Here is a 26,088-nt window from a genome sequence, read left to right as displayed (position 1 = left end):
TGAGCACCGCAGAAATTTCGTGGACTATTACGTGTCATCGCTGACGGGCGCAGCGAAGGAATAGCAAGAGCTAGGTGAGTTGCGCCTTGAGGCGTGGGATGACCCAGTCAATAAAGGCACGGAGCTTGAGCGGCATGGGCTTGCGCTCCTGATAGACGACATGTACCGGCCACGGCGCCTGTTCGAATTGATCGAGCATGATGACGAGCTTTCCGGCCCGCCGTGCGGCCTCCATCTTGTAGGACATCACGCGGGTGATGCCGGCGCCCGCAACGGCGGCTTCGATCGCTGCCTCGGAGTCGCTGACGGTCAGTCGCGACCGTATCGGGACCGCGATCTCACGGCCATCCGTCACGAACTTCCAGGCGCGCTGAGCCGCAAGGCTGTCTATGCCGATACAGTCGTGAGCCGCGAGATCTCCAGGCGCCTTCGGCTCTCCGCGTTTGGCAACATAGCCGGGGCTTGCACAGAGCACGAACCGGACCGAGCCGACCCGCGTTGCGATCATATTGCTGTCCGGGAGATTGCCGATCCGAACCGAGACATCGATGTTCTCCTCGACCGTGTCGACGATGCGGTCGGTCATCACGAGCCGCACGGCGATCTCGGGAAAGGCGTCCATGAACCCGAGAGCGATCGGCAACAGGTGCATGTGCCCCAGCCCCCATGGCGATGTGACTGCGAGATCGCCCTTCGGGGTCCTGTACTCGCCGGAAACCTCCCGCTCAGCTTCTTCCACCTGCTCGACGATGCGCTTGCATGCGTCGATGTAGGAACGCCCGGCATCAGTCAGCGCCGTCCGACGCGACGATCTCTGAAACAATTGGGCTGCCAGCCGCGACTCGAGTTCGGCCACAGTGCGGCTGACGGTCGCAACCGGAATATTGAGGCGCCGGGAGGCAGCTGAAAAGCTACCGGTCTCGGTGACCGCGATGATCACCGACATGGCCTCCAACCGGTCCATACGTCCTAGCTTTCCACATCCTGAGAAGTTGCTTACCGATCTTATCGGCTGCTCGGCACTGCAGCAATCGGCTACTGCGAAGCCGCGCCGCCTCTATGCGCGAATATGAGTATTTTGACTGGGGATAACGACATGACTACAGCAAGGGTTACGCCGACAGCCAAGCTCGATCGCCGGCACCTCGTTCTTGGATTGTCGGGAATGGCGGTTGCTGCAGCGGCTTCGGATGCATCGGCAAAGCCGCAGCAGAGCAGCCACCGCGCCAGCACCGGATATCCGGTCACCTACCATCGAACCAAGACGGTCGACGGGATCAAGATCTTCTATCGTGAAGCCGGGCCGAAGGACGCTCCCGTTGTGCTGCTGCTGCACGGCTTCCCGACCTCCTCGCACATGTTCCGCAACCTGATCCCGGCACTCGCGGATCGCTACCACGTGATTGCCCCCGATTACCCCGGCTATGGCCAGAGCGACATGCCGCCGCGCGAATCTTTCAAGTACACGTTTGATCGCTTCGGCGAGCTCGTCGACGGCCTGCTCGACCAGCTCGGTGTCAAGCGCTATACGATGTACGTCATGGATTACGGTGCTCCCGTCGGTTGGCGGTTGGCGCTGAAGCATCCCGAGCGCGTCAGCGGCCTGATCGTCCAGAACGGCAACGCCTATGATGAAGGGCTGAAGGAGTTCTGGAATCCGATCAAGCAATACTGGGCCGACGGGTCAGCGACGAGCCGTCAGGCGCTAATGAAGCTGCTGACGCTGGAGACGACCAAATTCCAGTACACCGACGGCATGTCGGACGTGGCTCGGATTTCGCCTGACAACTGGGTCCATGACCAGGCGCTGCTCGACCGGCCGGGAAACAACGACATCCAGCTCGACATGTTCTATGACTATCGGACCAATCTGCCGCTCTATCCGGCGGTGCAGGCCTATTTCCGCAAGCACAAGCCGCCGACGCTGATCGTCTGGGGCAAGAACGATTTCATCTTTCCCGCCGACGGCGCGCATCCCTACAAGCGCGACCTGCCGCAGGTGGAATTTCATCTGATCAACTCCGGCCATTTCCTTCTCGAGGACAGGTTCGACGAGGTCGCGCCACTGATCCGCGATTTCCTCGCCCGCAAAATTGCCTGATGGCTCCGAAGGGACGGTCATGAATGCCGCCTTCGACGCCATGACCGTTCCGGCCGCCTCCGCGCTGTTTGCATCGGCGGCCAACGCCCAGAGCGTCCGCGACCTGCGTGGGCCTCTTTGCCATCTTCCATTCGCTGTTCGTGGACTACTACGTGTCATCGCTGACCGGCGCGGTAAGGGAATAATCTGCGGGCGTCTTTACAACGGAAAATCGCGCGCATAGGCTCCAGAACATTAATTTCTGATTTTCTGGAGCATTTGACATGAAGACATTGGCATTGATCGTCGCCGCCGTTCTGTTGCTCATCCCTGCTGCATCCAGCGTGCAGGCTCAAACCGCAAGTTCGACGGCGGCGAAGAAGAGCAGCAAGCCATCACAGGCCAATAACCTCCCGCGCTGCACCAAGGCGAGGAAAATGTCCGGCCAGCCGTGCTACGGCGGATAACGCTTCGCGGCAGGCCAAACGAAGCTCCGGAGATCGCTCCGGGGCTTGCGCCTGCGGCCATTGGCCCGGTTTCACAAAACTGCAATGTGCCGTCCGCATAAGGCGTCGTCCGCTAACAGGAGACGCACATGCGCGCGACTTTTCTCTCTACCGTCGCAACGATCATTCTCGCCGCGAGCACGGCGCTCGCGCAGAGCGAAGGCGAATTCCCGGCCAAGCTCGCCGGCCACGTGGTGATGCCGGCCGCGACCTTCATCGACGCGCCGGCCGACGCGCCCGCCGATCTCAAGACCTCGGGCAAATACACCACCGGCAAGCGTGTCGACGCGCTCGGCACCGTGATGGGCAAGTCCTATGAGCGGTCGACCGGCGTGTCGCTGCCGTTCAAGGGCCAGCCGCTGCAGGGCCATTCCGGCATCAAGCACATGCCCGACGGCAGCTACTGGGTGATCACCGACAACGGCATGGGCGCACGCGCCAACTCGCCGGACTCGATGCTGTATCTCAACCGCTACAAGATGGATTGGGCCAGCGGCAAGATCGAGCGTCAGGAGACCATCTTCCTGCACGATCCCGACAAGAAGGTCCCCTTCCGCATCGTCCACGAGGACACCCAGAAGCGCTACCTCACCGGCTCCGATTTCGACACCGAGGGCTTCCAGATCATCGGCGACACCTTCTGGATCGGCGACGAGTTCGGCCCCTACATCCTGAAGGCCGACAAGACCGGAAAAATCCTCGGCGTGTTCGAGACCATTGCCGACGGCAAGCCGGTGCGCTCGCCGGATCACTGGGCGGTGGCGACGCCGGGCGCGCCGGGCGCGACCTACACCAACGTCAATTTGCGCCGCTCCAAGGGCTACGAGGGCTTTGCCTCGTCGAAGGACGGCAAATTCCTCTACGGCCTGCTCGAGGGGCCGCTGTGGGACGCCGAGAAGAAGGATTGGGAAAAGGTCGACGGCAAGGAAGCCTCCCGCATCCTTGAGTTCGACATCGCCGCGGAAAAATTCACCGGCCGCTACTGGCAGTATGTGTTCGAGCAGAACGGCAACGCCATCGGCGATTTCAACATGATCGACCCGAGCGCCGGCCTCATCATCGAGCGCGACAACGGCGAAGGCACCGCAGACAAGGCCTGCCCGCAAGGCACCCGCGGCGAGAACTGCTTCCCTGACGTGGCCAAGTTCAAGCGCGTCTACAAGATTGAGCTGAGCGACGCCAATGTCGGCAAGCCCGTGCGCAAGATCGGCTATATCGACCTGATGAAGATCCAGGATCCCGACAAGAAGGCCCGCAAAGCCCTCAATGACGGCGTCTACACTTTCCCGTTCTTCACCATCGAGAACGTCGATCGCGTCGACGACACCCACATCATCGTCGGCAACGACAACAATTTGCCGTTCTCCTCCAGCCGCGATCCCAACAAGGCCGACGACGACGAGTTCATGCTGCTCGACGTCGCGGATTTTCTGAAGGCGAAGTAAAGCGACGCTCTCTCAACACGGTCATCGCCCGGCTTGACCGGGCGATCCAGTACGCCGGGGCGCCAGCGATAGAAGCGTGCAGCCTCGGCGTACTGGATGCCCCGGTCAAGCCGGGGCATCCAGTGGTGGATTTAGCGCACCGTAAACTCCACCGGGATCGAAAAGCTCATCGAGCCGTTCTTGATCTCGTCCGGGATCGGCGGAAACGGCGAGGCCTGGCGGATCATCGACATGGCCTGGGCGTCGAAGGCGGCAACGCCCGACGAACCACCGAGACGGCTGGACGTCACCTGCCCGCTGCGGCTGAGGGTGAAGCTCAGCCTGGCGACGCCGCGCGCGCCGCCGCCGCTCGACGGATATTGGTGAAAGCGCATCAGATGCGCGCGGACGCGTTGATTGTAGGACGCAACAGCTGAAGCGACCGCACCTGCGCTCATAGCGGATGCCATCGGCGCCTCGCGCTCGGCCCGCGGCGGCGCGCTGGTGCGCGGCGCGGGCGTTGCGTCCGACGGCTTCTTCGCCTCGCGACGAACGACCTTCGGCCTCGAAGGTGCGGGCTTTTCGACCGGCACGATCTTCGCCGGCTCGGGCTTGGCCGGTGTGGCTTCCTGCTTCTGCTCCGGCGGCGCCACGACGTCAGGCTTTTCCTGCGGCGGTGTCGGCGCGATGGTCTCTTCGACCATCTGTCGCTGCACCGGCTCCGGCGGCGAAGCGTCGGCCTCCTGCATCAACAGCCCCGGCGCAACATCGTCATGCGTCGGCTGCGGCGCCGACGTCGCCGGCGACATATCGATCATGATCGCCGGCAGGGTCACGCCTTGCTCGGGCTGCGACCTCAGCCAGCTCATCGCCAGCAGCGCGGCGGCAATATGCAACACCACGATCACCGCGCCCGACACGCCCCAGCGCGCGGTTTCGCGCTCTCGCAGCGACTCGTACAGGGCAAAGGCGTTCGCCGCGGCCATCAGCTGCGTCCGTCGAGGCCGACCAGGGCGACCTTGAGATAGCCGGCATTGCGCAGGGTGTTCATCACCTTCATCAAGTCGCCATAGGAGACGGCCTTGTCGGCGCGCAGATAGATGCGCTCGTCCTTGCGGCCCTTGGTGACGGCGTCGAGCGCAGCGGCGAGACCGTCGCGCGCCATCGTGTCTTCGCCGACGGCGATGGTGAGATCCGGCTTCACCGTGACAAAAATCGGCTTGTCCGGCCGCGGCGCCGGCTCCGCGGCCGTCGCGGGCAACTCGACGCCGATGTCGACGGTGGCGAGCGGGGCTGCCACCATGAAGATGATCAGCAGCACCAGCATCACGTCGATGAACGGCGTGACGTTGATCTCATGGGTGACGTCGAGATCGTCAGGGACGCCGCGCTTGAGCGGCGATCCGGTACGTGCGCCGAGCTTCGCGCCCATGGCCTACTCCGCCGCCCGCGACAGGCGGAACTCCCTGTTGTCGCGCTGGCGGCTGACCAGCAGCATCAACTGCGCCGAGGCGTCGCCGAGCAGCGCACGGTAATTGGCGATGCCGCGGACGAGATGGTTGTAGATCACCACCGCTGGAATAGCGGCGACGAGGCCGAGCGCGGTGGCGAGCAACGCCTCGGCGATGCCGGGCGCGACCACCGCAAGGCTCGTGGTGTGGCTCTCGGAGATGCCGATGAAGGCGTTCATGATGCCCCAGACGGTGCCGAACAGGCCGACGAACGGCGCGGTGGCGCCGATCGTCGCGAGCACGCCGGTGCCGCGCGCGATCTGCCGCGACATCGCCGCCTCGACCCGCTCCAGCCGCAGCGCCACGCGCTCCTGAAGGCCGTCGTCGAGCACGCCGCCGGAGAGCTCGGCTTCCTTCGCGCAGGACTGGATGAGCTGGGCGACTGCATCACGTGCGTCGCCGGCCCGCTCGGCCGCCTCCGTCAGCTTGATGTTGCCTTCGAGCTCGCGCGTGCGCTGCACGGCGAGCGTGCCCTTGCGGCGCAACTCGATGGTCTTGGCGAGCCACACCGTCCATGTCACCAGCGAGGCGATGGCGAGGCCCACCATCACGGTCTTCACGATGATGTCGGCGCCGAGGAACATGCCCCAGGGCGACAAATTGCGCGGCAACAGCGCCTCGTCGATCGCGAAGGCCGGGGCCGGCACGAGCGCCAGCGCGATTGTTACGATCATTTGCCGAAGCTTTGAAACGCCCTGCATCCTGATCTCCCGACAGAAAGTAGGCTACGCCACGACCGAGGCCGCGATCCGCTCCGCAAGCTGCCGGAACCGCACCAGCTGATCGCTGCGCAGCGCCCGGGTCTCATCGCGGCCGACGAACACCTTGAACATGATGCCGCCATCGGCATTGACGAAGGCGATGAACGCCGAGCTTTTGCCCATGAAGGGACGCTCGACGAAAGCGACAGCCGCACAGCGCTCGTGGCGGAGATGGCCGTGCAATCCCTTCGGCTGCATTAGGTTGAAATAGCCGCGGCCGATCTCGCCCGCGGGAATGGGACCGGTGAACTCGAAGATCGCATCGTCGGTGTGGACGATCAGCGTGACCTCGCCCCATTGCGCGATGTCCTGCATGGCGGCGGCGAAATGCTCGCCGCCTCCAATCCGCACCATGGACGACGGCAGCGCCTCGATCACCGCGCGCGGGGTGACCTTGCGCTCACGCGCAACGTCCTCGATCACCACGCCGGGATTGTCGGCCATATACGCCTTGAGATCGGTGCTCAGCATGTCCAGCTCCTTATCGACGCCGCCTCAGGCGGCCGCGGCCTTGCGCTCGCTCTGGATCACCTCAAAGCCCTCGAACTTGGGGTGGCCGAGATAGAGGCTCTCGCCGGTCGGATTGTCGGCGCGGGCATGGGCACGACGGAATTGGTCCGAGCGCGTCCACGCCTCGAACGCCGCTTTGTCGGCCCAAAGCGTGTGCGACGAATAGAGCGTGTGGTCCTCGGCCTCCGGGCCCTTCAACAGATGAAACTCGACGAAGCCCGGCATGGTGCCGAGATAGGATTCACGGGTCGCCCAGACGGTTTCGAACGCGGTCTCCGCGCCCTTCTTCACCTGGAAACGATTCATGGCGATGAACATAAGAGTCTCTCCTTCTGATCAAAACGAAAACGCACCGAGGCCGCGCTGGAGCATCAGCGCGGCCCGGCGGGATTGCTGGTGTTGCGGCGCCTAGGGCTTACGCACCTCCAAAGTGAATCTTCAGGCCCGCCTTGTAGACCCGGCCCGGACCCGGGCTCGTCCACAGCACGTCGTTCTGCGTGGTGCCGTCGGTCGAGCTGCCCGGAATCGCGTAAGGCCGGTAGTACTGGTTCAGGAGATTGTCGATCGAGGCCGAGAACACGATGTCCTTGGTCGCGTTGTAAGTCAGGTACATGTTGATCAGGTCGTAGCCGGTCGAAGGCACATAGCCGGCGGGCACATCGTTGTTCGGACCGTATGACGCCCACTGCGCCGACAGGATCAGGGTGCGATCAAGCAGGCGGACACCGCCTGTCGTGACGACCTTGGTCGGGGTGATGGTCGCGAGCCCGATATTGGTCTGGACGTTCTTGCCCTTGATGTAATGCCCGGCGACGCCGACGAACCAGTCGCCGGCATCGTACATCGTCTCCGCCTCAAAGCCCTCGATGCGGGCATTGGCGATGTTCTGGTACTGGTAGAACTGGCTGAACGAGCCGAACCCGGTCGGGACCGGCGTCGATGCCACGAGGTCGATGTAGTCGGAGACGTCGTTGCGGAACAGATTGATCTTGCCGCGGAACGAGTCGGAGGCCGAGAAGATGTTGTCGTATTTCAGGTTGAAGCCGACTTCCTTGTTCTTGCCGACTTCAGGGCGAAGGTTCGGGTTGGGCAGGAAGCAGAACAGGCCGGACGTGCCGTCGGGGCAGACGAAGAAGGCCGGACCGCCGCCGGTCGCATGCGCGCCGGAGATCACCGTCTCGGTGATCGAGGGCGCACGATAGCCTTCGGCGTAGCTGACATAGGGCTGGAAGCCCGCGACCGGTGTGACGCCGAGGGTGATCTTCGGCGAGAAGCGGTCGCCGCCGGTGTTGGTGCTGCCCGATTGCAGATTGTAGCGGTCGTAACGGATCGCGCTCACAGCCTCGAACCAGGTGCCGTAATTCTGCTTCAGCTGGATGAAACCGCCCGACACGGTGCGGATGCCGCTCGGCGTGGTGATGTTGGAGTTGCCGCGGCTGTCGGTCGTGATCACGTCGTCCTGGAACGCGTCGAAGCCGTAGGTGACGGCATTGCGCCAGTCGCCGACGTTGAAGCGCGTGGTGTTGTTGGCGTCGATGCCAAACGTGTCGAGCGAATAGCTGCGCTTGTCGCCGACGCAGCCGGAGATGTTGTTGCCGACATTGCCTGCGCCGCAATAGGCCGCGCCCGAGGTCGAGTAGTGATAGGTCTTGGTCTGGTCGTTGTCGGTGCGGTTGCCATAGACCGACACGTGCGAGTCGAACAGATTGTCGCTCGGCAGCGAATAGTTCCAGGTGACCGTGCCGGTGTAGTTCTTGGTGTCGGACGCATACACCGACGAGCCCTGATAGAGCGCGCGCTGCGCCGCGGTCGCCACCGGACCGGTGTTCATCTGCCCGATCGTGTATTGATAGTCCTGGAAGGTGGCGCCGAACTTGACCTCGTGACCGAGGGCGGGGCGCACCGTGAGCTTCAACAGCCCGGCCTCGACCTGGTTGTTGGTGTTGCCGATCTCGGTGCCGTTGCCGTCCTTGTAGTTGCCCTGCGTGCGGTAGACCGCGCCGCCGAAGACATCGACATCGGGCGTGGCGCGGACGCCGCCGAAGACCGAGCCGAGGCCGCGATTGTTGTTGGAGCCGTAGGTACCGGAGAGATCGACGCCCCAACGCTCGCCGGGACGCAGCACGTCGTTGATGTCCTTGGTGCGGAACGAGACCAGGCCGCCGATCGCGCCGGAGCCGTAGATGTTGGCGGTAGGTCCGCGCACCACGTCGACGCCGCCGATCAATTCAGGATCGAGGAAGAAGGAGCCGTTGGCGTTGTGGCCAGTGCGCTGATAGTTCTGCCGTGCGCCGTCGACGACGACCGCGACGCGGCCGAAATCCTGCAGGCCGCGGACGTTGATGACGGTCGCGGGATCGTCGCCGCGCTCCTGGAACGACACGCCGGGCACGGCATAGAAGATGCCCGACAGCCGGTTGGGCTGAAGCCCCTGGATCTGCTCGAGTGAAATCGAGCTGACCGGCGCGAGCGCGTCGATCGCGCGCTCCTTGGTCTTCGTTGCAGCGACCGTGATCGTGTCGAGCGTTTGAACGGACGCCGTGCCGGCCTGGGCGCGGGCGTTCATGGCGTCGGGCGTTGCCTGCTGCGCAACTTGCGGCTTGGCCGGCTTGCGCTTGGCCTGCTTCGGCCGTTCCGAGGACACACCTTCAGCCTGTGGCTGAATCGTCTGCGCAAAACTGCTTTCCGTCGCCAATGCCGCGATCGAAACCACCGACGCGCCCAAAATCAAGGCGCGCGAATACCTAGCCCCGTCAGCCATAACCCCAACCCAATCATCTATCTTAATTTGGCTGGCGTGCGCCGCACGAGGCGAGCGACTGGCTGGCTATTTTCTGGTGCGGACTCCCCGGCCGCATTGCCATAATTGGTTACGTGGCAACACTCGGGCGGTCAATGTCATCAGGTTGCAGTTTATATCGATTGTAAATTGCCGCCGTTGGAATGCGCCTGATGCCGCCTGTACAAACAGGCAGCATCTGAAATTTCGAAAGCGCATCACACCAACAATGTCAGCAGCATCCGGAGACAACCACGGCGATGCCGCCGGGCCGACACAAAGCCCTTCTGCAACAACGAGAACGCTCACCGTGCGCGGGAGCCGGATCGACAGCCGCGAGCTGTTTGCGGCCGAGCGCGAGATCATCATCGCGCATGGCGAGGACAGCTATCGCCTTCGCCTCACCTCGCAGAACAAGCTGATCCTGACCAAGTAACCCGTCATGACATTTTGTCGCACCCTCACACAGCTCCTGATCTCCGGCACGATCGCGCTTGTGTCTCCCGCGCACGCTGCCGGTATCACCGTGCATGACGCGCGCAATCGCGACGTCACTGTTGCCGATTTCGCCCGCACGGTCTCGATCGGCGGTGCCATCACCGAGATCCTCTATGCGCTCGGGCTGGAGAGCCGGCTCGTCGGCGTCGACACCACGAGTCTTTATCCGGCAGCGGCGCTGCACGACAAACCCAATGTCGGCTATATGCGCCAGATTTCCGCCGAGGGCGTGCTCGGCCTCAACCCGACGCTGATCCTGGCGATCCAGGGGTCGGGCCCGCGCGAGACCATGGACCTGCTGGAGACGGCGAAGGTGCCGCTGGTGCTGGTGCCCGAAACCTTCTCCGAGGACGGCCTGATCGAGAAGATCAAGCTGGTCGGCCATGCCATGGGCGTCGATGCGCGCGCCGAGTGTCTGAGCACCGCCGTGAGTGCGGATCTTGCGCAGCTCCGCGCCCTCCGCACCAAGGTGACGAAGCCGGTGCGCGTGATGTTCGTGATGTCGCTCCAGAACGGGCGCGCGATGGTCGCCGGCCACAAGACCGCTGCGGACGAGATCATCCAGCTCGCCGGCGCGGCCAATGCGGTCGAGGATTACGACGGCTACAAGATCATCGGCGACGAGGCGATCGTGGCCGCAAAACCCGATGTCGTGCTGTCGATCGAGCGCGGCAAGGAATCGCTCCAGGCCGACGCGGTCTACACCCATCCCGGCTTTGCGCTGACGCCGGTCGCGGCCAACAAGAGTTTTATCACGATGGACGGGCTCTATCTGCTCGGCTTCGGTCCGCGCACGGCAGCGGCGGCGCGTGATCTCTCCGTCAAGCTTTATCCGGCGTTGGCCGATGGCGGCGCGTTCAAATCGGCTCTGTCAGCAACGAATTGCCGGCAATGAATGTGGCGGCCGGGACGGATGCGCAGAGCCCGCGACGAGCGGGCGCGGGACGGCGGTTTACGTCGATTGCGATTCCCTTTCTGCTCGCAGTGCTGGTTGTCACCGCCATCATTGCGCTGACGGTCGGCGCAGCCGGCATTCCCCTCTCCCGTTTGCCCGCCGCGCTCGGATTCACCGGCAACACCACCGCCGATGCCATGACGGCGCGCGACCAGCTCGTGCTGTGGTCGATCCGCATTCCCCGGATCGCGGCGACCGCGATGGTGGGCGGCCTGCTCGCCGCGGCCGGCGCGATCATGCAGGGCCTGTTTCGCAATCCGCTCGCCGATCCCGCGCTGGTCGGCGTCTCCAGCGGCGGCGCGCTGGCGGCGGCAAGCGCGATTGTCTTCACCGATTCACGCTTCGGCGAGACGCTGCGCTTTCTCCAGACCGAGCTGCTGCCGCTCGCGGCCTTCGCGGGATCGCTGGCCACGACCGCCCTCCTCTATGGCATCTCCAGCCGCGCCGGGCGGACCTCGATCGCGATCTTCCTGCTCGCCGGCGTCGCCATCACCGCCATTACCAATGCCGGCGTCGGGCTTCTGGTGTTCATCGCCGACGACCGCCAGCTCCGCGACATCACGTTCTGGCTGCTGGGCTCGATGAGCGGCGCGACCTGGACCAAGGCTGCCGTGCTGGCGCCGATCCTCGTCATCGGGCTTGGCGCCTGTGTGTACATTGCGCGCGGCCTCGATTTGCTGGTGCTTGGCGAGGCCGACGCCTTTCACGGCGGTGTCGATGTCGAGCGTCTCAAGCGGATCTCGATCGTCATGGTCTCCGCCATGACCGGCGTTGCGGTGTCGATCAGCGGCGTCATCGGTTTCGTCGGCATCGTCGTGCCGCATCTCTTGCGCCTCGTCATCGGCCCCGCGCATCGCCTGCTGCTGCCGGCCTCGGTGCTGTCAGGCGCGATCCTGATGGTCGGCGCCGATACGCTGGCGCGCACCATCGTGGCGCCGGCAGAAATGCCGATCGGTATCTTGACCGCCGCGGTCGGCGCCCCGGTCTTTTTGGGGATTTTGCTGCGACAGCGCGGGCTCGGCTCGCTATGAGCGCGGTGATCGAGGCGCAAGCCCTCAGCAAGCGCGCCGGTCGCGCGACGCTGCTCGATGGCGTTAGCCTCTCGGTTGCAGCCGGCGAGATGGTCGCCATCATCGGTCCGAACGGCGCCGGCAAGTCGACCTTGCTGCGGCTGCTCTCCGGCGATCTCCGACCGAACGAAGGCGAGGTGCGGCTGAAGCAGCGCGATATCCGCGGCTACACACCACGCGAGCTCGCTGCGCGCCGCGCAATGCTGTCCCAGCACATCAACGTCACCTTCCCGTTCACGGTCGAGGAGATCGTGCTGATGGGCGCGGGCGACCGCAACGCGCGCGACGCCGGTTCGCTTGTCGACGCTGCGCTGGATGAGGTCGGGTTATCGCATTTTCGCGAGCGGAAATTGCCGACGCTGTCCGGCGGCGAGCAGCAACGCACCCATTTCGCCCGCGTGCTGGTGCAGCTCGCCTGCGGCGAGGCCGAGCATGGACCGGGATTGCTGCTGCTGGACGAGCCGACGTCGAGCCTCGACCTGCGCCACCAGATCGACCTCGTCGAGGCCGCGCGCCGCCGCGCGGCCAATGGCACGGCCGTCATCGCGATCCTGCACGACCTCAATCTCGCGATACGCTTTGCGGACCGGCTCGTCGTGCTGAACGGCGGCAAGCTCGCCGCCGACGGTCCCCGCGCGGACATCGTCACGCGCGAGATCATCCGCGAGATTTTCGAGATCGACGCCGTCGTTCACGAGGCCGACGGCGTGCCCTACGTGCTGCCGCAATCGATGCGGGCGGTGGTGCCACAGTGACGGTCCGCTCCCTCCCCCGCTTGCGGGGGAGGGCTGGGGAGAGGGTGTCTCCGCAACGGGACAATCCCCCAGAGGAAAGAACCCTCACCCCTCCCTCTCCCGCAAGCGGGAGAGGGAGCGCACCTCCTTCTTGACAAACTAACCCGCCGGCACGATCACCACGCTCTTGTCCTTGGGCCAGCGGATGCGCCAGGCGAACTTGATCTCCTTGATCTCTCCGGGTTTTGCGTCGAACGCCCATTCCAGCACGCCGCGCTTGTCGCGCAGATTCGTGGTCGTGGGCGGTGTGGTCGAGGACTGCATCTCGACGCCAATCTCCTCGTTTTCGCTGACCGGAAGTTGATCCTCGATCGCGATGCGGATCGGGAAGTCGTGACCGTTGCGAACGACGGTGCGGAACGAACGCGCGTCGGTCTTGGAGGACACGATCACGCCGGCCGTGCCTTCGTTCTGCCTGATGACGGTGCGCTCGATCTTGATCTTGTCGTCGGCGCCGAAGCCGAGCCGGATCGCGTCGTTCCGCGCGGCAGTCGAGAATTTGCTGCGGCCGACGAACGTGCCGTCGCGGAAGATCGCGACCTTGCCGGGCAGCAGATTGGTATCCTCGGCGAGCTTGAACGACGCCTCGAGGTAAGCGGTGGGATCCACGACCGGGACGGCGCGGATGGCGAGGTCAGGCGTCACCGTCATGGAGGAAATGAGCAGGCTCTTGGCACCCTCGGCGGCACCGAGGCTGACGCGGCCGGGAATCCTGAAGGTGGCCTGGAAATCGCCGATCTCGGCGACCGCCTGCTGCTCGTCGGCGCGTTCCGCAAGATCTTCCCCGGATCTACTAGCGGAGGCGGCGGCTTCCATCTTTCGCAGCATCGGCGCCGCAGCCGGCATCGCCGTATCGGAGGCGGACCCGAATGCCCGCGGCTTCGGCACTTGCAAATATTGCGCGATCAATGAATTCAGCTCCGGCGCACTGCCGCCGCGGCCGATGCGCACCGTGGAGACGCCGAGCGTGACATTCGACCAATCCTCGCCGGTCGATTGCGTGACCTCGGCGCGGCGGACCAATTCGACCTGCGGCTTGCGATCCTTGGCGCCGGTGTCGAGCCGGGCGTCATAGAGCGGCAGCCAGCGCGCATTGCGCACGGCATAGGTCACCCGCAGCGTCGCCTTGGTCGCGGCGGCCGAGGCAACGTCGATCCGGACCTCGAGCTTGCTCGGCGGCTTGGCCGAGCGCTCGGCTTCGAGTTGCGCGATCTGGCGGTCGATCTCGCGCTGCTTTCGCGCGGCATCGCGGATCGCGGTGTCGGCGGTCGCGATCTCCTCGGCGACCGCGGCAAAGGCCGTGCGCCATTCGGTGATCGGCCTCGCCTCACCCTTTTCGCCAAGGCCGGCGGGAGAGGCTTCGGCAAAGTGCTGCGCGAATTTGCGCCGCGCAGTGGCCGAGTCGATCGCGCCTTGCAGATCGGCGCGCTGATCCTTGAGCGCCTCGATGCGCTTGTCGAGCTCGGGCAGGTTGACGGGCGGCGCGGCACGTGGCGGCCGCGCGTCGATCGTGCCGATGGTGAGTTTTGCGCCCGCCTCGCCTTCGACCCGAAGGGAGGACGGATCGAGCGAGAGCGGAAAATCCCTGGCGACCAGCGTGCTGTCGCCTGAGGCAAGGTCCAGTGCAATGACACGGGTGACAGTGGCGCCGTCAGGGTAAACCGTGACGGTGTCGATGGCCGATGTGGCATCCACATCGGCGGCCCATGACGGTGACGCGAATGCCGCGGTCACCAGGACCAGGCTCGTCGTTGCTAAACATCTTGCGGTGATGCGCATAAAAGTCCCTCCTGCCGATATCGCTACGCCGCCAGCCGGACGCGCGATCAAATGCCTCGCCAACATGGTTGGACGCGGCAGGGAAGGAACTGGTTCGATTGGGGTTTCCGTGGGGCGCCGCTGCGGCGACGCCATGGCCGCGGAACGTGTCGTCGTCCCGCGGCTGAACGTTACATTTGGGTAGGCGAACCCTGACCGAAGATGCGGCGGAGCAGATCTGTCACGTTCTTGGCGCCGGCCTTCTTCAAAATGCCGGCACGGTAGCCCTCGACCGTCCGCGCACTGAGATGCATGCGCCGGGCGATCTCCTTGTTGGTCAAGCCGGCAGCAAGATGCTCGAGCACGTCGCCTTCGCGCCCCGTCAGGGGTTCACAGCCGGGCAGCCAGCGCTGCCGGCTCGCGCCGGGCTGCGCGACCTCGTCGATGGCGGCATCGATCCGGTCGACGATGTCGCGGGTGCGGAACGGCTTTTCGATGAAGTCGGCCGCGCCGCTCTTGATCGCGTCGACCGCCATGGCGATGCTGCCGTTCGCCGACGTCACCAGGACCGGCGCCATGCAATTGTCCTCGCGCAACCGCCTGAGCACGTCGAGGGCGGAGCGATCCGGCGGCATCTCCAGCAGCACGCAGGCCGGCATCCGCGCCTTGGCTTCCGACAACAGCGAAGCGCCATCGGCGAAGCAGATCATGTCATAGGCGCTCTGTTGGAGCGCGCTTGAAAGTTGTTCGCGGGAGGCGGCGTCAGTTTCAATGACGAACACCTCACCCTTGGAAAGCATGTTCCCCGGCATAATCCCGATCCAGCAATGTCTTGGTCAAATGAAAGGAGACGGCCGGGGCTCCATCGCGCCCGCCGTCCATGAGCACGGCATTCACGCCTGTGCTTCGGTCTTCCTTATGTATGTTCCACGCTGTTCCCGGATTTGACGGATCGGGACAGAAACTTTACATTTGGGGACATCTGCCGGAATGATTGACGGGAACAGGTCACATGACCGACCTCATTCGCAGCGCAGGCTTGAGTTGTTACCCGGAGGTCGCCCGGTCGGTCGGGCTCGACCCCAGACAGATGATGCGCAAGGTCAGGCTGCCGCTGACCGTCCTCGACAAGCCGGATACGCCCATTGCGGTCTCTGGCCTGCGTCGGCTGCTCGAATTGTCAGCAGAGGCGTCCGGTGCCGAAGATTTCGGCTTGCGGCTCGCCGAGCACGGCGGGCTGACCAATTTCGGCGCGGTCGGCCTGATCGTGCGCGAACAGGCAACCGTCGGCGAAGCGATCGACGCGTTCTCGCGATTCATTCACATCCATCACGACGGCATGAAGCTCGACGTCTCCCGCAGCAAGCAGACGGTGACCATCACGCTGCATCTACGCGGCCGGCAGCCCACCGCGCCGCGGCAGTCGATCGACATGGCGCTGGGCAGCATCCACCGCATCATCCAGTCGCTGTTCGGCAGCGATTGGCGGCCGCTGGAGGTGCGTCTGCATTATCCGCCGCCGCACGACCGCAAGCGCTATCGCGACTTCTTCGGCTGCCGCGTGACGTTCAACGCCGAGGACGATGCGATCCTGCTGTCGGCGCATGACATGGAGCGCCGGATCCCGAGCGCGCACCCGCTGATCGCGAGCTATCTGCGCAAGCGGATCGAGGCGATCGAGACCCGGCCGGCGAGCTGGGAGGGGAAGGTCGACGAGGTCGTGCGCAGCCTGCTCGCCACCGGCGACTGCACGGTCGAGCGCGTCGCCGAGCATCTCGCCTGCACCCGCCGTACCATCCACCGGCATTTGGCCGAGGCCGGCACCAGCTTCTCGGCCATTCTCGACGCACAGCGCGCCGATCTCGTGATCCAGTTGATCGACGATCCCGACCGGCCGCTGTCAGATATCGCCGCGCAGCTCGGCTTCTCCGCGCAAAGCGCGATGGCCCGCTGGTTCAGGGGCCGCTTCGGCTGCAGCATCAGCGCATGGCGCAAGGGCGTGCGGCCGCTGGCGAGGGCCCGCGGCGTGCCGTCGGCCAGCGCGGCTTAGGCGCGATCCGTAGATCAGGCGTGCTCAAAGGGGCCGACTTCGCGGATGACCTTGCAGATTTGCAGGAAGCCGCTCGCATAGAATTCGGCATGCCCCCGTTTCATGGTCTCGACGTGCTCCGGATGAGTCCGCCAGGCTTCGAGTGCCGCCTCCGACGCAAAGCGAAACACGGTCAGCTCCTCGCCATCGTCGGCCTTGAACGACTTGACCGACAGAAAGCCTGGAAGGCTGCTGACAATATTGTACATGCGCTCGCCCAGCCGGTCATACTCCTCGAGCGAGACGCCATCCCGCAAATTCAGGCCTCCGATCACAACGACTTCGCCGATCATTTTCGATCCATTCCTCAATCGTGTTTCCACGCCAGGCTAGCAGCAGGCGCACCTCGAATGATAGTTTCGGATCGATGGCGGCGCTTGTTACGCCGGAGAAAATTTTAGCGTGCCGGGACCGGCACGCCGATGATCGCGAGTGCGCGCCGGGGTCTGCCGGCGAGCAGCGGGCCGAATGCGACCGCAAACCCGAGGAACGCGACGATCCAGCCGCAGGCCGCGATGTGCAGCAGCGCATCGCTATGGGCCGGCAACACCACGGCCGCGACCCGTGCCAGCGCCGCGACGATGATTGCGACATAGATGCCTTGGGTCGCCGGTGAGGCCGTCAGCGCCTGTCCGGTATGGCCGAGGCTTGCGCGCGTCATCACCGCGAGCGTCATGATTCCGGCAGCCCCCGTCATCCAGGCGTGAATGCCCGCACTCGGCGGCAGCACGCCGAAGCCGGCCAAGGCGTTCAGCAGGAAGCCTGATGGCACGAAGGTGTAGCCGATGTGAAGGATCACGAGCAGCCGCTCGCGCATGGTGCGGTCACCGGCCCAGCGCGCCAGCCGGACCAGATGCAGCGCGCCGACAAGCGCCATCACCGCACCGGTGATCGTGTTCAGCGGCGCCACGATCCATGCGATCAGCGCCAGCGCGCTCAATCCGATCACCGCGCCGTCGAAGCGCCCGAACGGCACCGGCAGGCGGCCGGGATTGAACTTGACCAGCCAGTTGCGGGTGAAGCTCGGGATGATGCGGCCGCCGATCAGCGAGATCATCACCACAACCACACTGACGCCGACGCGGATGCCGACATCGGCCGCGCCTTCGTAATGCGCTTCGAGATGGAAGCCGACATTGCCCGCGAGCAGCACCAGTACGAGCACCACGACGGGTAGGTTGCGCCAGTTACCGCCCGCGATGATCTCGCGCGTGGCGGCCGCGACGACCAGCGCCAGGAAGGCGGCATCGACGACCAGCGCAAACGCCCAACCGATCTCGGCGGACAGCGTCACTGCGGCGCGCCCGGCGAGCCAGACCACCAGCAGCGCCCCCAGCGAGGTCCCCTGGATCGGCAGCCGCCCGGTCCAGTTCGGGATCGCCGTGAACAGGAATCCGGTGATGACGGCCGGCAGGAAGCCATAAAGCATCTCGTGGACGTGCCAGTCGCGTGGCGCGAAGGCCGATGTCACCGACAATTCGCCATAGAACATCGGCAACCAGACTAGGATCGACAGCCCCGCCTGGATAGCGGCGAGCAGGAAAAAGGGCCGAAAGCTGTTCGCAAACAGCGGCCAGCCTTCAAAATTGCGGGTTCGGGTGCCAGCCATGGGGCAACTCCTGTGAATTCGGACTGTTGTCTGGAAAATACTGCCGTCCGGCCGGCCCGTTTTGCGCTATCGCAAACATCTGCTGCTGCACGGCCATGTCCGCGCGGCCAAGACCACGCCGACCGGCGAGCAGATCGTGTTGCGCTATGTCGCGCCCGGCGAAACCTTTGGCCTCGCGATGGCGATTGGCGCTGCGCATTATCCGGCGACCGCGATGGCGGTCGAAGACAGCGTCGTGCTGATCTGGCCAATTTCGGCCTGGCGGCCTATGCCTCTCCCCGCAGGCGAGCAGAGGTGAAAACTACACCGCACGGCTGTGCAATTGCTTCCCCGGATCCAGATGCGCATCGAATGCGGCCGCAACGCTGCGAACCAGGAAGCGCGCGTCGGTCGCGACCGCGAGCCGGTCGCCGTCAAGCTTCACGACGCCGTCCGAGATCAGCGGCTTCAGGCGCGACGCCGATTGCAACATCGTCTCGGCCTCTGCGCCGTGGCGCGCACAGATGTCGCCGAGATCGGCGCTGAACTCGCACATGATGCGCTCGATGATGTCGGCGCGCAGCCGGTCGTCGTCGGTGAGCCCATAACCCTTCACGATGGCCAGGCCGCCGGCGGCGATGCTCTGCGCATAGGCCCCGATCTGCACCTCGTTCTGGACATAGCCCTGCGGCAGATGTCCGATCGCGCTCGCACCAAAGCCGAGCAGCACCTCACCTCTGTCGGTGGTGTAGCCCTGGAAATTACGGCGCAGCGTCCGGTCCTCGAAGGCTACGGCCATGGCGTCGTCGGGACGCGCGAAATGATCGAGCCCGATCTGAACGTAGCCAGCCTCCTTCAGCGCATCGGCGATCGCGCAGGCCTGATCGTGCCGCGCGAGGCCATCCGGCAGGTGCTTCTCATCGATCATGCGCTGGTGCTTCTTGAAAGCGGGCACATGCGCATAGCCGAACACCGAGAAGCGGTCGGGCCCGAGCTCAAGCGAGCGCCGCACGGTGGCCAGGCAGGACGCGACGGTCTGGTGCGGCAGTCCATAGATGAGATCGAAGTTGATGCCGTTGACGCCGGCGCGCTGGAGCATGCCGACGACGGACGCCGTCTGCTCAAAACTCTGCACGCGGTTGATCGCGCGCTGCACGATCGGGTCAAAGCTCTGCACGCCGAGGCTGGCGCGGTTGACGCCTGAGAGCCGCATGGCCTCGACCATATCGGCCGTGAGCGTCCTCGGGTCGATCTCGACCGCGATCTCGGCCGATGGCAGCACGAAGAATGCGTGGCGCATCTCTGCCATCAATTCGGCAAAGGCCTCCGGCGCCATGATCGTCGGCGTGCCGCCGCCGAAATGGATGTGCTCGACCTTGATGCGGCGGCCGATGGTTTTTGCGACCTGCGCGATCTCGCTGCGCAGCGTCCGCTGATAGGCCGCGATCAATTCGTCGCGGCGGACGATCTGGGTATGACAGCCGCAATACCAGCACATCTCGCGGCAGAACGGCACGTGCAGATACAGTGACGCGCTGGCGCCGGAGGGAAGCTCGGACAACCACTTTGCGTAGGAATCGGCGCCGATCGCCGGCGAAAAGTGCGGCGCGGTCGGATAGCTCGTGTAGCGCGGCAGGCGTTCTTCGCCGTAGCTCGCTGCGAGGTCAGTCCTCATATCTTACCCATTCGTATTCATGCCGCGGCGCGACGCGGCAAATTCCGGATGGCATTGGACTACCCGTTTTCGGACCAGCGACCTTGCGCTCGCTCAAAGTCCGGGCGCCGGATCTGGCCGATGATGGCGTCAATGTTGAAGAACGACGGCGGCGCCTCAGACCCCGTCATTGCGACGAAGCGGAGCAATCCAGAATCTTTCAACAGTCTGGATTGCTTCGTCGCAAGGGCTCCTCGCAATGACGAGATGGGAGCGGGCGCGACTCTCAACTGTCACCGCCTGCGCGGTAACATCACATCGTCCGCGCGAACATGCGGAAGCCCGGCGCGCCGATGATCGCCTCGAAAGCGGGATCGCGTTTCTCTCCCGCGAACGCAAAGCCGGCCTTGGCATAGGCGCGCTCGGCGGGCGTGTTGCCGATCAGGAACGAGACCGTCGCACGGGCAAATCCAGCCTCCCGCCCCTTCTCCAGCGCGTGCGCGATCAGTGCCTGCACGAGGCCGCGGCCACCATAGGCGGGATCCGTCGCGACATGCTCGATCATCCAGTCGCCCTCGCCGCCCTGGACCCAGCAGGCACGCGTGTAGGTGCCGCGCCGCCGGATGGCTTCGAGCTCAAGCGCTGCAAGCCCCGCCTCGGCGGCGACTTCCTCGACCGCGTGCCAGGCCGCAGGCCCCGTGCCGGCCGCCGGCAGCGCGCATAGTGCGGCAGCAGGCCTGGCATCGATCTCGGCGACCAGGAATTGCGAGACGTGCCACATCGACACCGCGCGCGCGACCGCGATGCGCGCGATGAATTCGCGGCACTCCGCCTCGGGCCAGCCGAGCGCGACGTCGAACCAGCCGCGCGGCCGGTGGCCGCGCTGCGCTGACAGGATGGTTTGTGCGATGAAATGAGCGTCGTCGGGACGCGCAGACCGTATCGTCATGCGCGCCCCTTTTTGCTGCGACCTTACGTGTTCTTCAGCGCGACGCGGAATTCGGCTTCGGTCTTGGCCTTGACCTCGTCGAGCGAAACGCCGTCGGCGAGCTCGATCAGGGCCATGCCGCCGTCGCCGTGCTTGTCGATGGTGAAGACAGCGAGATCCGTGACGACCATGTCGACCACGCGCTCGCCGGTCAGCGGCAAATTGCACTTCTTGAGCAGCTTCGAGCCGTCCTTGGCCGAATGCTCCATCACCACGACGACGCGCTTGACGCCGGCGACGAGATCCATCGCGCCCCCCATGCCCTTGACCATCTTGCCGGGGATCATCCAGTTGGCGAGATCGCCATTCTGGGCCACCTGCATGGCGCCGAGGATCGACAGGTCCATGTGACCGCCGCGGATCATGCCGAACGAATCCGCGCTGGAGAAATACGAGGTCGACGGCAGCTCGCTCACGGTCTGCTTGCCGGCGTTGATGAGGTCGGCGTCTTCCTCGCCCTCATAGGGGAACGGGCCCATGCCGAGCATGCCGTTCTCGCTCTGGAGGCTGACGTCGACGCCATCGGGGATGAAGTTCGAGACCAGCGTCGGGATGCCGATGCCGAGATTGACGTAGTAGCCGTCACGCAATTCCTTCGCGGCGCGCGCAGCCATCTGTTCACGGGTCCAGGCCATGTGGCTCTCCTGATCTTAAGCGGCGGTGCGCGGGCGGGTGTTGCGGAATTCGATGCGCTTCTTGGCCGAGCCGACCTCGACGATGCGCTTCACGAAAATGCCGGGCGTGTGGATGTGGTCGGGATTGAGTTCACCGGCCGGAACCAGATGCTCGACCTCGGCCACCGTGATTTTGGCTGCGGTCGCCATCATCGGGTTAAAGTTGCGCGCGGTCTTGCGGTAGATCAGGTTGCCGGCGGTGTCGCCCTTCCAGGCGTGCACGATGGCGAGATCGGCGAACAGGCCGCGCTCCATCAGATACTTCTCGCCGTCGAACTCCTTCACTTCCTTGCCTTCGGCGATCAGCGTGCCGACGCCGGTCTTGGTGTAGAAGGCCGGGATACCGGCGCCGCCGGCGCGGATGCGCTCGGCCAGCGTGCCCTGCGGGTTGAATTCGAGCTCCAGCTCGCCGGCGAGGAATTGCTGGGCGAACAGCTTGTTCTCGCCGACATAGGACGAGATCATCTTCTTGATCTGGCGGGTTTCGAGCAGGCGGCTGAGGCCGATGCCGTCGACGCCGGCATTGTTGGAGACCACCGTCAGGCCCTTGACGCCGGACTCGCGGATCGCGTCGGACAGCGCCTCGGCAATGCCGCAGAGGCCGAAGCCGCCCGACATGATCATCATGTTGTCTTTGAGAACGCCCTCGAGCGCCGACTTGGCGTCGGGATAGACCTTGTTCATGCAAAAAACCTCGACTGAACCTTCGGCTTGCAGGCGTCGCGCCTTATTGGCGGCGATTATTAGGCGAAATCGTCCGAGGCCGTCAATGATACGGGGTTCTCCGCTGCACGGGGCGGTGGTAGAAGCTGCCCACGCGGTGGGCAGAACCGCCCGTGGCCTTGAAAGCGACAAGAAAACCCATCAAGTTGCGGCACTTAACATAACAGGACTTGGACAGGATCCTGGGCGCGGGGGCGCGCAGGTTTTCCGGCCCGCCCTTCTGGCTCCAACGACCAACCCGATCAGGACATGCCATTGACCATGGCCCAAGGAATAAAGCGCCTCGGGACGCCGATCGCGGCTCTGCTCGGCGTCGTGCTGATCGCCCTGATCGCGACCTCATGGCTCGTCAACCGCGACGCGCTGCGCAAGGCGGTCGAGGCCCAGATCCGCGACGTCACCGGGCTCGAGCTCAATGTCGCAGGCAACATCGACATCTCGCTGCTGCCGGCGAGCTACATCTCGTTCCATGACGTCGGCCTGAAGGGCGGCGGCACCAGCGACCCCGCGCTGCATGTCGACGTACTCACCGCCAATCTGCGGCTGCTGCCGCTGCTGCTCCAGCGCTTCGAGATCGCCGACCTGACGCTGCTGCGGCCGCGCATCCATGTCAGCCTGAAGCCGGACGGCGAGAGCAACTGGACGCCCTTCATCCAGACCATCGCGCGCACGATGAAGCCCGGGGCCGACAACCAGGTGTCGTTCTCCGAGATCAGGATCCAGGACGGCGTGCTCAATTACGAGGACGCCGCCACGCATGCCACCGAGAAGTTCGAGGACATCGATCTGTCGCTGGCCTGGCCCTCGATCTCGCGCTCCTTCGCCGCGACCGGACAATTCGACTGGCGCGGCGAGCGCGTCGACGGCGCGATCAGCTTTGCCGACTTCGTCGCCGCCCTCTCCGGCGACCGTTCCGGCCTGAAGGCGCGGATCGCCAGTCCCCCGCTCAAGCTTGCCTTCGACGGCAGCGTCGCCAACCGGACCAGCCCGATGATGGAGGGCACGCTCACCATCGACAGCCCATCCTTGCGCAACGCGCTGCGCTGGACTGGCCAGCCGCAACCCGGCAGCGGCGGCTTCGGCCGGTTCGCGCTGAAGGCGCGCGCCAACGTGGTCGGCGCCTCGATCGCGCTCACCAACGTCAATGTCGAGCTCGACGGCAATACCGCCGAGGGCGTCATGACCTACGCCAATAACGGCCGGCAGACGCTGCAGGCGACGCTTGCCGCCGACGCGCTCGATTTCACGCCCTATATCTCGACCTTCCGCCTGCTCGCGAGCGGTGCGCGCGACTGGAACAGGCAGCTGTTCGATCTCAACGGCCTCTCAACCACCGACCTCGACATGCGCCTGTCGGCAGCAAAGCTGACGGTCGGGCCGACCAGGCTCGGCCGCACCGCGATCGGCGCCAATTTGCGCAACGGCGCGCTGGCGCTTTCCGTGGGCGAAGCCCAGGTCTATGGCGGCATCGCCAAGGGCTCGTTCGGCATCGCGCGCTCCGACACCGTCGCCGACATCAAGGCGCAATTCCAGTTCACCGATGTCGACCTCCAGGCCTGCGCCTCCGAACTGTTCGGCCTCAGCAAGCTGTCCGGCCGCGGCAACATCAACGTCTCCCTGTTCGCTTCCGGCTCGAGCCCGTTCGGCCTCGTGCAGTCGCTCGACGGCAGCGCGAACGTCACGGGGCATGACGGCGCGATCGCGGGCTTCAACGCCGAGCAGTTGCTGAAGCGGCTGGAGCGGCGGCCGCTGTCGGGCGGCGGCAATTTCCGCAACGGCTCGACCCCCTTCAACAACCTCACCATCGCAGTGAAATTCTCCGACGGCGTTGCCACTGCCGAGGACATTCGCATCGAAGGGCCGGCTACGAAGATCACGCTGACCGGCACCGCCTCCGTGCCGACGCGAGAATACGACATGAAGGGGGTGGCGAGCCTCAACACGACGTCCGGCTTCGAATTGCCCTTCGTCGTACAGGGCCCCTGGGACGATCCCCTGATCTTCCCGGATTCGGAAGTCCTGATCCGCCGCTCGCCTTTCGGTGCGCAGCTGCTCAAGCCGCAGAAGGACGACAAGACTGGCGACACGGTGCGATCGGTCATCGAGAAGATCACCGGCGTCAAGCGCCCCGCGCCGGCAGACTCGCCGACGGCCGAGAACGCCAAGGAAAACGCCAAGGACAACGCCAAGTCCAACTAGAGCGGTCGGCGTCGTTCTCTTTAGGATTGCCTGCCTGCGCGCCACGGGCTCGGCTTGCCAAACCCAATACCGCGACCGATTTTCATCCAAGCGCGACGTCAAGCGGCCGATTGCGTCGTCGAAATCCAGCTCTTGTCCTCCCGCACCGCTGTTGCGGGCTCGATCTTCGTGCCGGTCGCGACTTCGCGAGTGCCGCTCTGTCCCAGTTCACGGGCCAATACCTCGCGGTCACAGGCGTCCTCCCACAGCGAAACCGTTATGGCTGCGACACAGTTGCTGATCATGCTGGTCAGCGCCCGCGCCTCCGACATGAAGCGGTCGATGCCGACAAGCAGCGCCACGCCGGTCACGGGCAAATCCGGCATAACGGAGAGGGTCGCGACAAGCGCGACGAAGCCGCTGCCGGTGACACCAGCCGCCCCTTTGGACGTCAGCAGCATCAGACCGAGCATCGCCGCAATCTGCCCCCATGACAGGTGAATGTCGCAGGCCTGCGCGATGAAGATGGAAGCCAAGGTGAGATAAATGGCGCTTCCGTCCAAGTTGAAAGAGTAGCCCATCGGCAATACAAGCCCCGACACGCCTTTCCGGCATCCGAGCTGCTCCAGTTTGCGCAGCGCGCCAGGCAGTGCCGGCTCCGACGATGACGTGCCGAGCACGATTAGCAGTTCTTCCTTGAAGTAGCGGATGGTCTTCCACAGACTGAAGCCGTTCAGCCGCGCCAGCGTACCAAGCACGACAACCACGAAGACGGAGCAGGCGATATAGAATGTCAGGATCAGCAGTCCGAGCGAGCCAATCGAACGGACGCCGTAGCGGCCCACCGTGAACGCCATAGCTCCAAACGCGCCGAGCGGAGCGAGTTTCATGATGAAGCCGAAGGACACAAACAGCACCTGTGAGAACGAGGCGACCGCCTTTGTCACCACAGCACCCCCATCGCCGGCACGGCTGAGGCCAAAGGCGATCAGGATGGAGAGCAGCAGCACCGGCAGCACTTCACCATCGGCAAACGCCCCGAAGAATGAATGCGGGATGATGTGAAGCACGAAGTCCGCGAATCCGGTCACGCCTGCCTGCTTGGTGAATTTCGCGGCCACCGACGGATCCAGCGTACTGACGGAAACATGCATGCCGACGCCCGGCTGGATCAGCGATACAGCGATCAGCCCAGCCACCAGTGCGAGCACGGTCAGCAGGTAAAACAGCGCCATGGATTTCACCAGCGTGCGGCCGACTTCCCGGGAATCGCTGAGGCTGTTGATGCCGCTGACGATGGTGCAGAACACGATCGGCGCGATCATCATCTTGACCAGCTTGACGAAGCCGTCTCCGAACGGCTTCAGCGCGGCACCGAATTCAGGCCAGAGGTGGCCCGTGAGGACACCCAGGATGAGACCGATCAGCACCTGAACGTAGAGAATCCGGTAGAATGGCTTTCGCGCCTCACTGTTCGCGGGCTCAACCAGCGCTTGCATGTGCATTCTCGTTTCTCCCATGGGTCTGATTTTTTTTGGCTCTGATTTT

The 26,088-nt window shown here is 64.6% G+C and carries 25 protein-coding genes and 1 pseudogene; 10 read left to right on the top strand and 16 right to left on the bottom strand.

The window, feature by feature from the left end:
* Positions 1-70: 70 nt before the first annotated feature.
* Positions 71-964 carry a LysR family transcriptional regulator gene (locus B5V03_RS36645; RefSeq protein ID WP_129275269.1) on the bottom strand — a complete coding sequence of 298 codons (894 nt, stop codon included), beginning with the start codon at positions 962-964 and terminating at the stop codon, positions 71-73.
* Between the two features lie 132 nt (positions 965-1,096).
* On the opposite strand from B5V03_RS36645, the gene B5V03_RS36640 reads away from it, so the two are divergent.
* From B5V03_RS36640 to B5V03_RS36625, 3 genes are all read left to right on the top strand, one after another.
* Complete coding sequence (locus B5V03_RS36640) at positions 1,097-2,101, top strand: alpha/beta fold hydrolase (RefSeq protein ID WP_129275268.1); 1,005 nt, start codon at positions 1,097-1,099, stop codon at positions 2,099-2,101.
* 263 nt (positions 2,102-2,364) lie between these two features.
* Positions 2,365-2,547, top strand: coding sequence for a hypothetical protein (locus B5V03_RS36630; RefSeq protein ID WP_129275266.1), 183 nt, complete (start codon positions 2,365-2,367; stop codon positions 2,545-2,547).
* 128 nt (positions 2,548-2,675) lie between these two features.
* Positions 2,676-4,031 carry an esterase-like activity of phytase family protein gene (locus tag B5V03_RS36625; protein WP_129275265.1) on the top strand — a complete coding sequence of 452 codons (1,356 nt, stop codon included), beginning with the start codon at positions 2,676-2,678 and terminating at the stop codon, positions 4,029-4,031.
* A gap of 131 nt (positions 4,032-4,162) precedes the next feature.
* Here the strand turns inward: B5V03_RS36625 and B5V03_RS36620 are convergent, their stop codons facing one another.
* From B5V03_RS36620 to B5V03_RS36595, 6 genes are all read right to left on the bottom strand, one after another.
* Positions 4,163-4,996 carry a TonB family protein gene (locus tag B5V03_RS36620; protein ID WP_129275264.1) on the bottom strand — a complete coding sequence of 278 codons (834 nt, stop codon included), beginning with the start codon at positions 4,994-4,996 and terminating at the stop codon, positions 4,163-4,165.
* On the bottom strand, positions 4,996-5,442 hold the full coding sequence (gene exbD / locus B5V03_RS36615; protein WP_129275263.1) for a TonB system transport protein ExbD: 447 nt from the start codon (positions 5,440-5,442) through the stop codon (positions 4,996-4,998). Before exbD ends, B5V03_RS36620 begins: the two co-directional genes overlap by 1 nt.
* Before the next feature lie 3 nt (positions 5,443-5,445).
* Positions 5,446-6,222, bottom strand: coding sequence for a tonB-system energizer ExbB (exbB, locus tag B5V03_RS36610; RefSeq protein ID WP_129275262.1), 777 nt, complete (start codon positions 6,220-6,222; stop codon positions 5,446-5,448).
* Positions 6,223-6,246: 24 nt separating this feature from the next.
* A complete protein-coding gene (gene hutX, locus B5V03_RS36605) occupies positions 6,247-6,753 on the bottom strand; it encodes a heme utilization cystosolic carrier protein HutX (protein ID WP_129275261.1) in 507 nt (168 codons plus the stop codon).
* A 24-nt stretch (positions 6,754-6,777) separates the two neighbouring features.
* Complete coding sequence (locus B5V03_RS36600; protein ID WP_129275260.1) at positions 6,778-7,110, bottom strand: antibiotic biosynthesis monooxygenase family protein; 333 nt, start codon at positions 7,108-7,110, stop codon at positions 6,778-6,780.
* Positions 7,111-7,207: 97 nt separating this feature from the next.
* Positions 7,208-9,553, bottom strand: coding sequence for a TonB-dependent hemoglobin/transferrin/lactoferrin family receptor (locus tag B5V03_RS36595; protein WP_129275259.1), 2,346 nt, complete (start codon positions 9,551-9,553; stop codon positions 7,208-7,210).
* Positions 9,554-9,881: 328 nt separating this feature from the next.
* On the opposite strand from B5V03_RS36595, the gene hemP reads away from it, so the two are divergent.
* From hemP to B5V03_RS36575, 4 genes are read left to right on the top strand one after another with little or no spacing between them, the layout of a single operon-like run.
* Positions 9,882-10,007, top strand: coding sequence for a hemin uptake protein HemP (gene hemP / locus B5V03_RS43100; protein ID WP_081492870.1), 126 nt, complete (start codon positions 9,882-9,884; stop codon positions 10,005-10,007).
* A 6-nt stretch (positions 10,008-10,013) separates the two neighbouring features.
* Complete coding sequence (locus B5V03_RS36585) at positions 10,014-10,964, top strand: heme/hemin ABC transporter substrate-binding protein (RefSeq protein ID WP_129275257.1); 951 nt, start codon at positions 10,014-10,016, stop codon at positions 10,962-10,964.
* Positions 10,961-12,055, top strand: coding sequence for a FecCD family ABC transporter permease (locus tag B5V03_RS36580; protein ID WP_129275256.1), 1,095 nt, complete (start codon positions 10,961-10,963; stop codon positions 12,053-12,055). The genes B5V03_RS36585 and B5V03_RS36580 overlap by 4 nt, the downstream gene beginning before the upstream one ends.
* Complete coding sequence (locus B5V03_RS36575) at positions 12,052-12,849, top strand: heme ABC transporter ATP-binding protein (protein ID WP_129275255.1); 798 nt, start codon at positions 12,052-12,054, stop codon at positions 12,847-12,849. The genes B5V03_RS36580 and B5V03_RS36575 overlap by 4 nt, the downstream gene beginning before the upstream one ends.
* Before the next feature lie 138 nt (positions 12,850-12,987).
* Here the strand turns inward: B5V03_RS36575 and B5V03_RS36570 are convergent, their stop codons facing one another.
* Together B5V03_RS36570 and B5V03_RS36565 are read right to left on the bottom strand one after the other, a co-directional pair.
* Entirely contained in the window at positions 12,988-14,667 is a 1,680-nt protein-coding gene (locus B5V03_RS36570; RefSeq protein WP_129275254.1) for a mucoidy inhibitor MuiA family protein, read from the bottom strand.
* Positions 14,668-14,837: 170 nt separating this feature from the next.
* Entirely contained in the window at positions 14,838-15,458 is a 621-nt protein-coding gene (locus B5V03_RS36565; RefSeq protein ID WP_129275253.1) for a response regulator transcription factor, read from the bottom strand.
* Positions 15,459-15,658: 200 nt separating this feature from the next.
* Between B5V03_RS36565 and B5V03_RS36560 the strand changes: the two genes are divergently transcribed.
* Positions 15,659-16,696 carry an AraC family transcriptional regulator gene (locus B5V03_RS36560; protein WP_129275252.1) on the top strand — a complete coding sequence of 346 codons (1,038 nt, stop codon included), beginning with the start codon at positions 15,659-15,661 and terminating at the stop codon, positions 16,694-16,696.
* A gap of 14 nt (positions 16,697-16,710) precedes the next feature.
* On the opposite strand, the gene B5V03_RS36555 is transcribed toward B5V03_RS36560, so the two are convergent.
* Positions 16,711-17,028: an antibiotic biosynthesis monooxygenase family protein gene (locus tag B5V03_RS36555; protein ID WP_129275251.1), complete on the bottom strand. Its 318-nt coding sequence runs from the start codon at positions 17,026-17,028 to the stop codon at positions 16,711-16,713.
* Between the two features lie 104 nt (positions 17,029-17,132).
* On the bottom strand, positions 17,133-18,344 hold the full coding sequence (locus B5V03_RS36550) for an NnrS family protein (protein WP_129275250.1): 1,212 nt from the start codon (positions 18,342-18,344) through the stop codon (positions 17,133-17,135).
* Positions 18,345-18,423: 79 nt separating this feature from the next.
* On the opposite strand from B5V03_RS36550, the pseudogene B5V03_RS36545 reads away from it, so the two are divergent.
* A pseudogene (locus B5V03_RS36545) lies at positions 18,424-18,606 on the top strand (cyclic nucleotide-binding domain-containing protein); the annotation flags it as partial.
* A gap of 39 nt (positions 18,607-18,645) precedes the next feature.
* Here the strand turns inward: B5V03_RS36545 and hemN are convergent.
* From hemN to B5V03_RS36525, 4 genes are all read right to left on the bottom strand, one after another.
* Positions 18,646-19,998: an oxygen-independent coproporphyrinogen III oxidase gene (gene hemN, locus B5V03_RS36540; protein ID WP_129275249.1), complete on the bottom strand. Its 1,353-nt coding sequence runs from the start codon at positions 19,996-19,998 to the stop codon at positions 18,646-18,648.
* A 292-nt stretch (positions 19,999-20,290) separates the two neighbouring features.
* On the bottom strand, positions 20,291-20,926 hold the full coding sequence (locus B5V03_RS36535) for a GNAT family N-acetyltransferase (RefSeq protein WP_129275248.1): 636 nt from the start codon (positions 20,924-20,926) through the stop codon (positions 20,291-20,293).
* A 23-nt stretch (positions 20,927-20,949) separates the two neighbouring features.
* Entirely contained in the window at positions 20,950-21,600 is a 651-nt protein-coding gene (locus B5V03_RS36530) for a CoA transferase subunit B (protein ID WP_129275247.1), read from the bottom strand.
* Between the two features lie 15 nt (positions 21,601-21,615).
* Positions 21,616-22,323 (bottom strand): CoA transferase subunit A, encoded by a 708-nt coding sequence (locus tag B5V03_RS36525; protein ID WP_129275246.1) that lies wholly within the window; start codon positions 22,321-22,323, stop codon positions 21,616-21,618.
* A 300-nt stretch (positions 22,324-22,623) separates the two neighbouring features.
* Here B5V03_RS36525 and B5V03_RS36520 point away from each other — a divergent pair, with 300 nt between their 5' ends.
* A complete protein-coding gene (locus B5V03_RS36520) occupies positions 22,624-24,561 on the top strand; it encodes an AsmA family protein (protein WP_164988518.1) in 1,938 nt (645 codons plus the stop codon).
* Positions 24,562-24,659: 98 nt separating this feature from the next.
* Here B5V03_RS36520 and dctA read toward each other — a convergent pair whose 3' ends face one another.
* Positions 24,660-26,045 (bottom strand): C4-dicarboxylate transporter DctA, encoded by a 1,386-nt coding sequence (gene dctA, locus B5V03_RS36515; protein WP_129275505.1) that lies wholly within the window; start codon positions 26,043-26,045, stop codon positions 24,660-24,662.
* Between the last annotated feature and the right edge of the window lie 43 nt (positions 26,046-26,088).

Source organism: Bradyrhizobium betae (assembly GCF_004123905.1).
Classification (GTDB): domain Bacteria; phylum Pseudomonadota; class Alphaproteobacteria; order Rhizobiales; family Xanthobacteraceae; genus Bradyrhizobium; species Bradyrhizobium betae_A.
The sequence above is the reverse complement of the archived record's forward strand: the minus strand, read 5'-3'. Positions and strand labels throughout refer to the sequence as shown.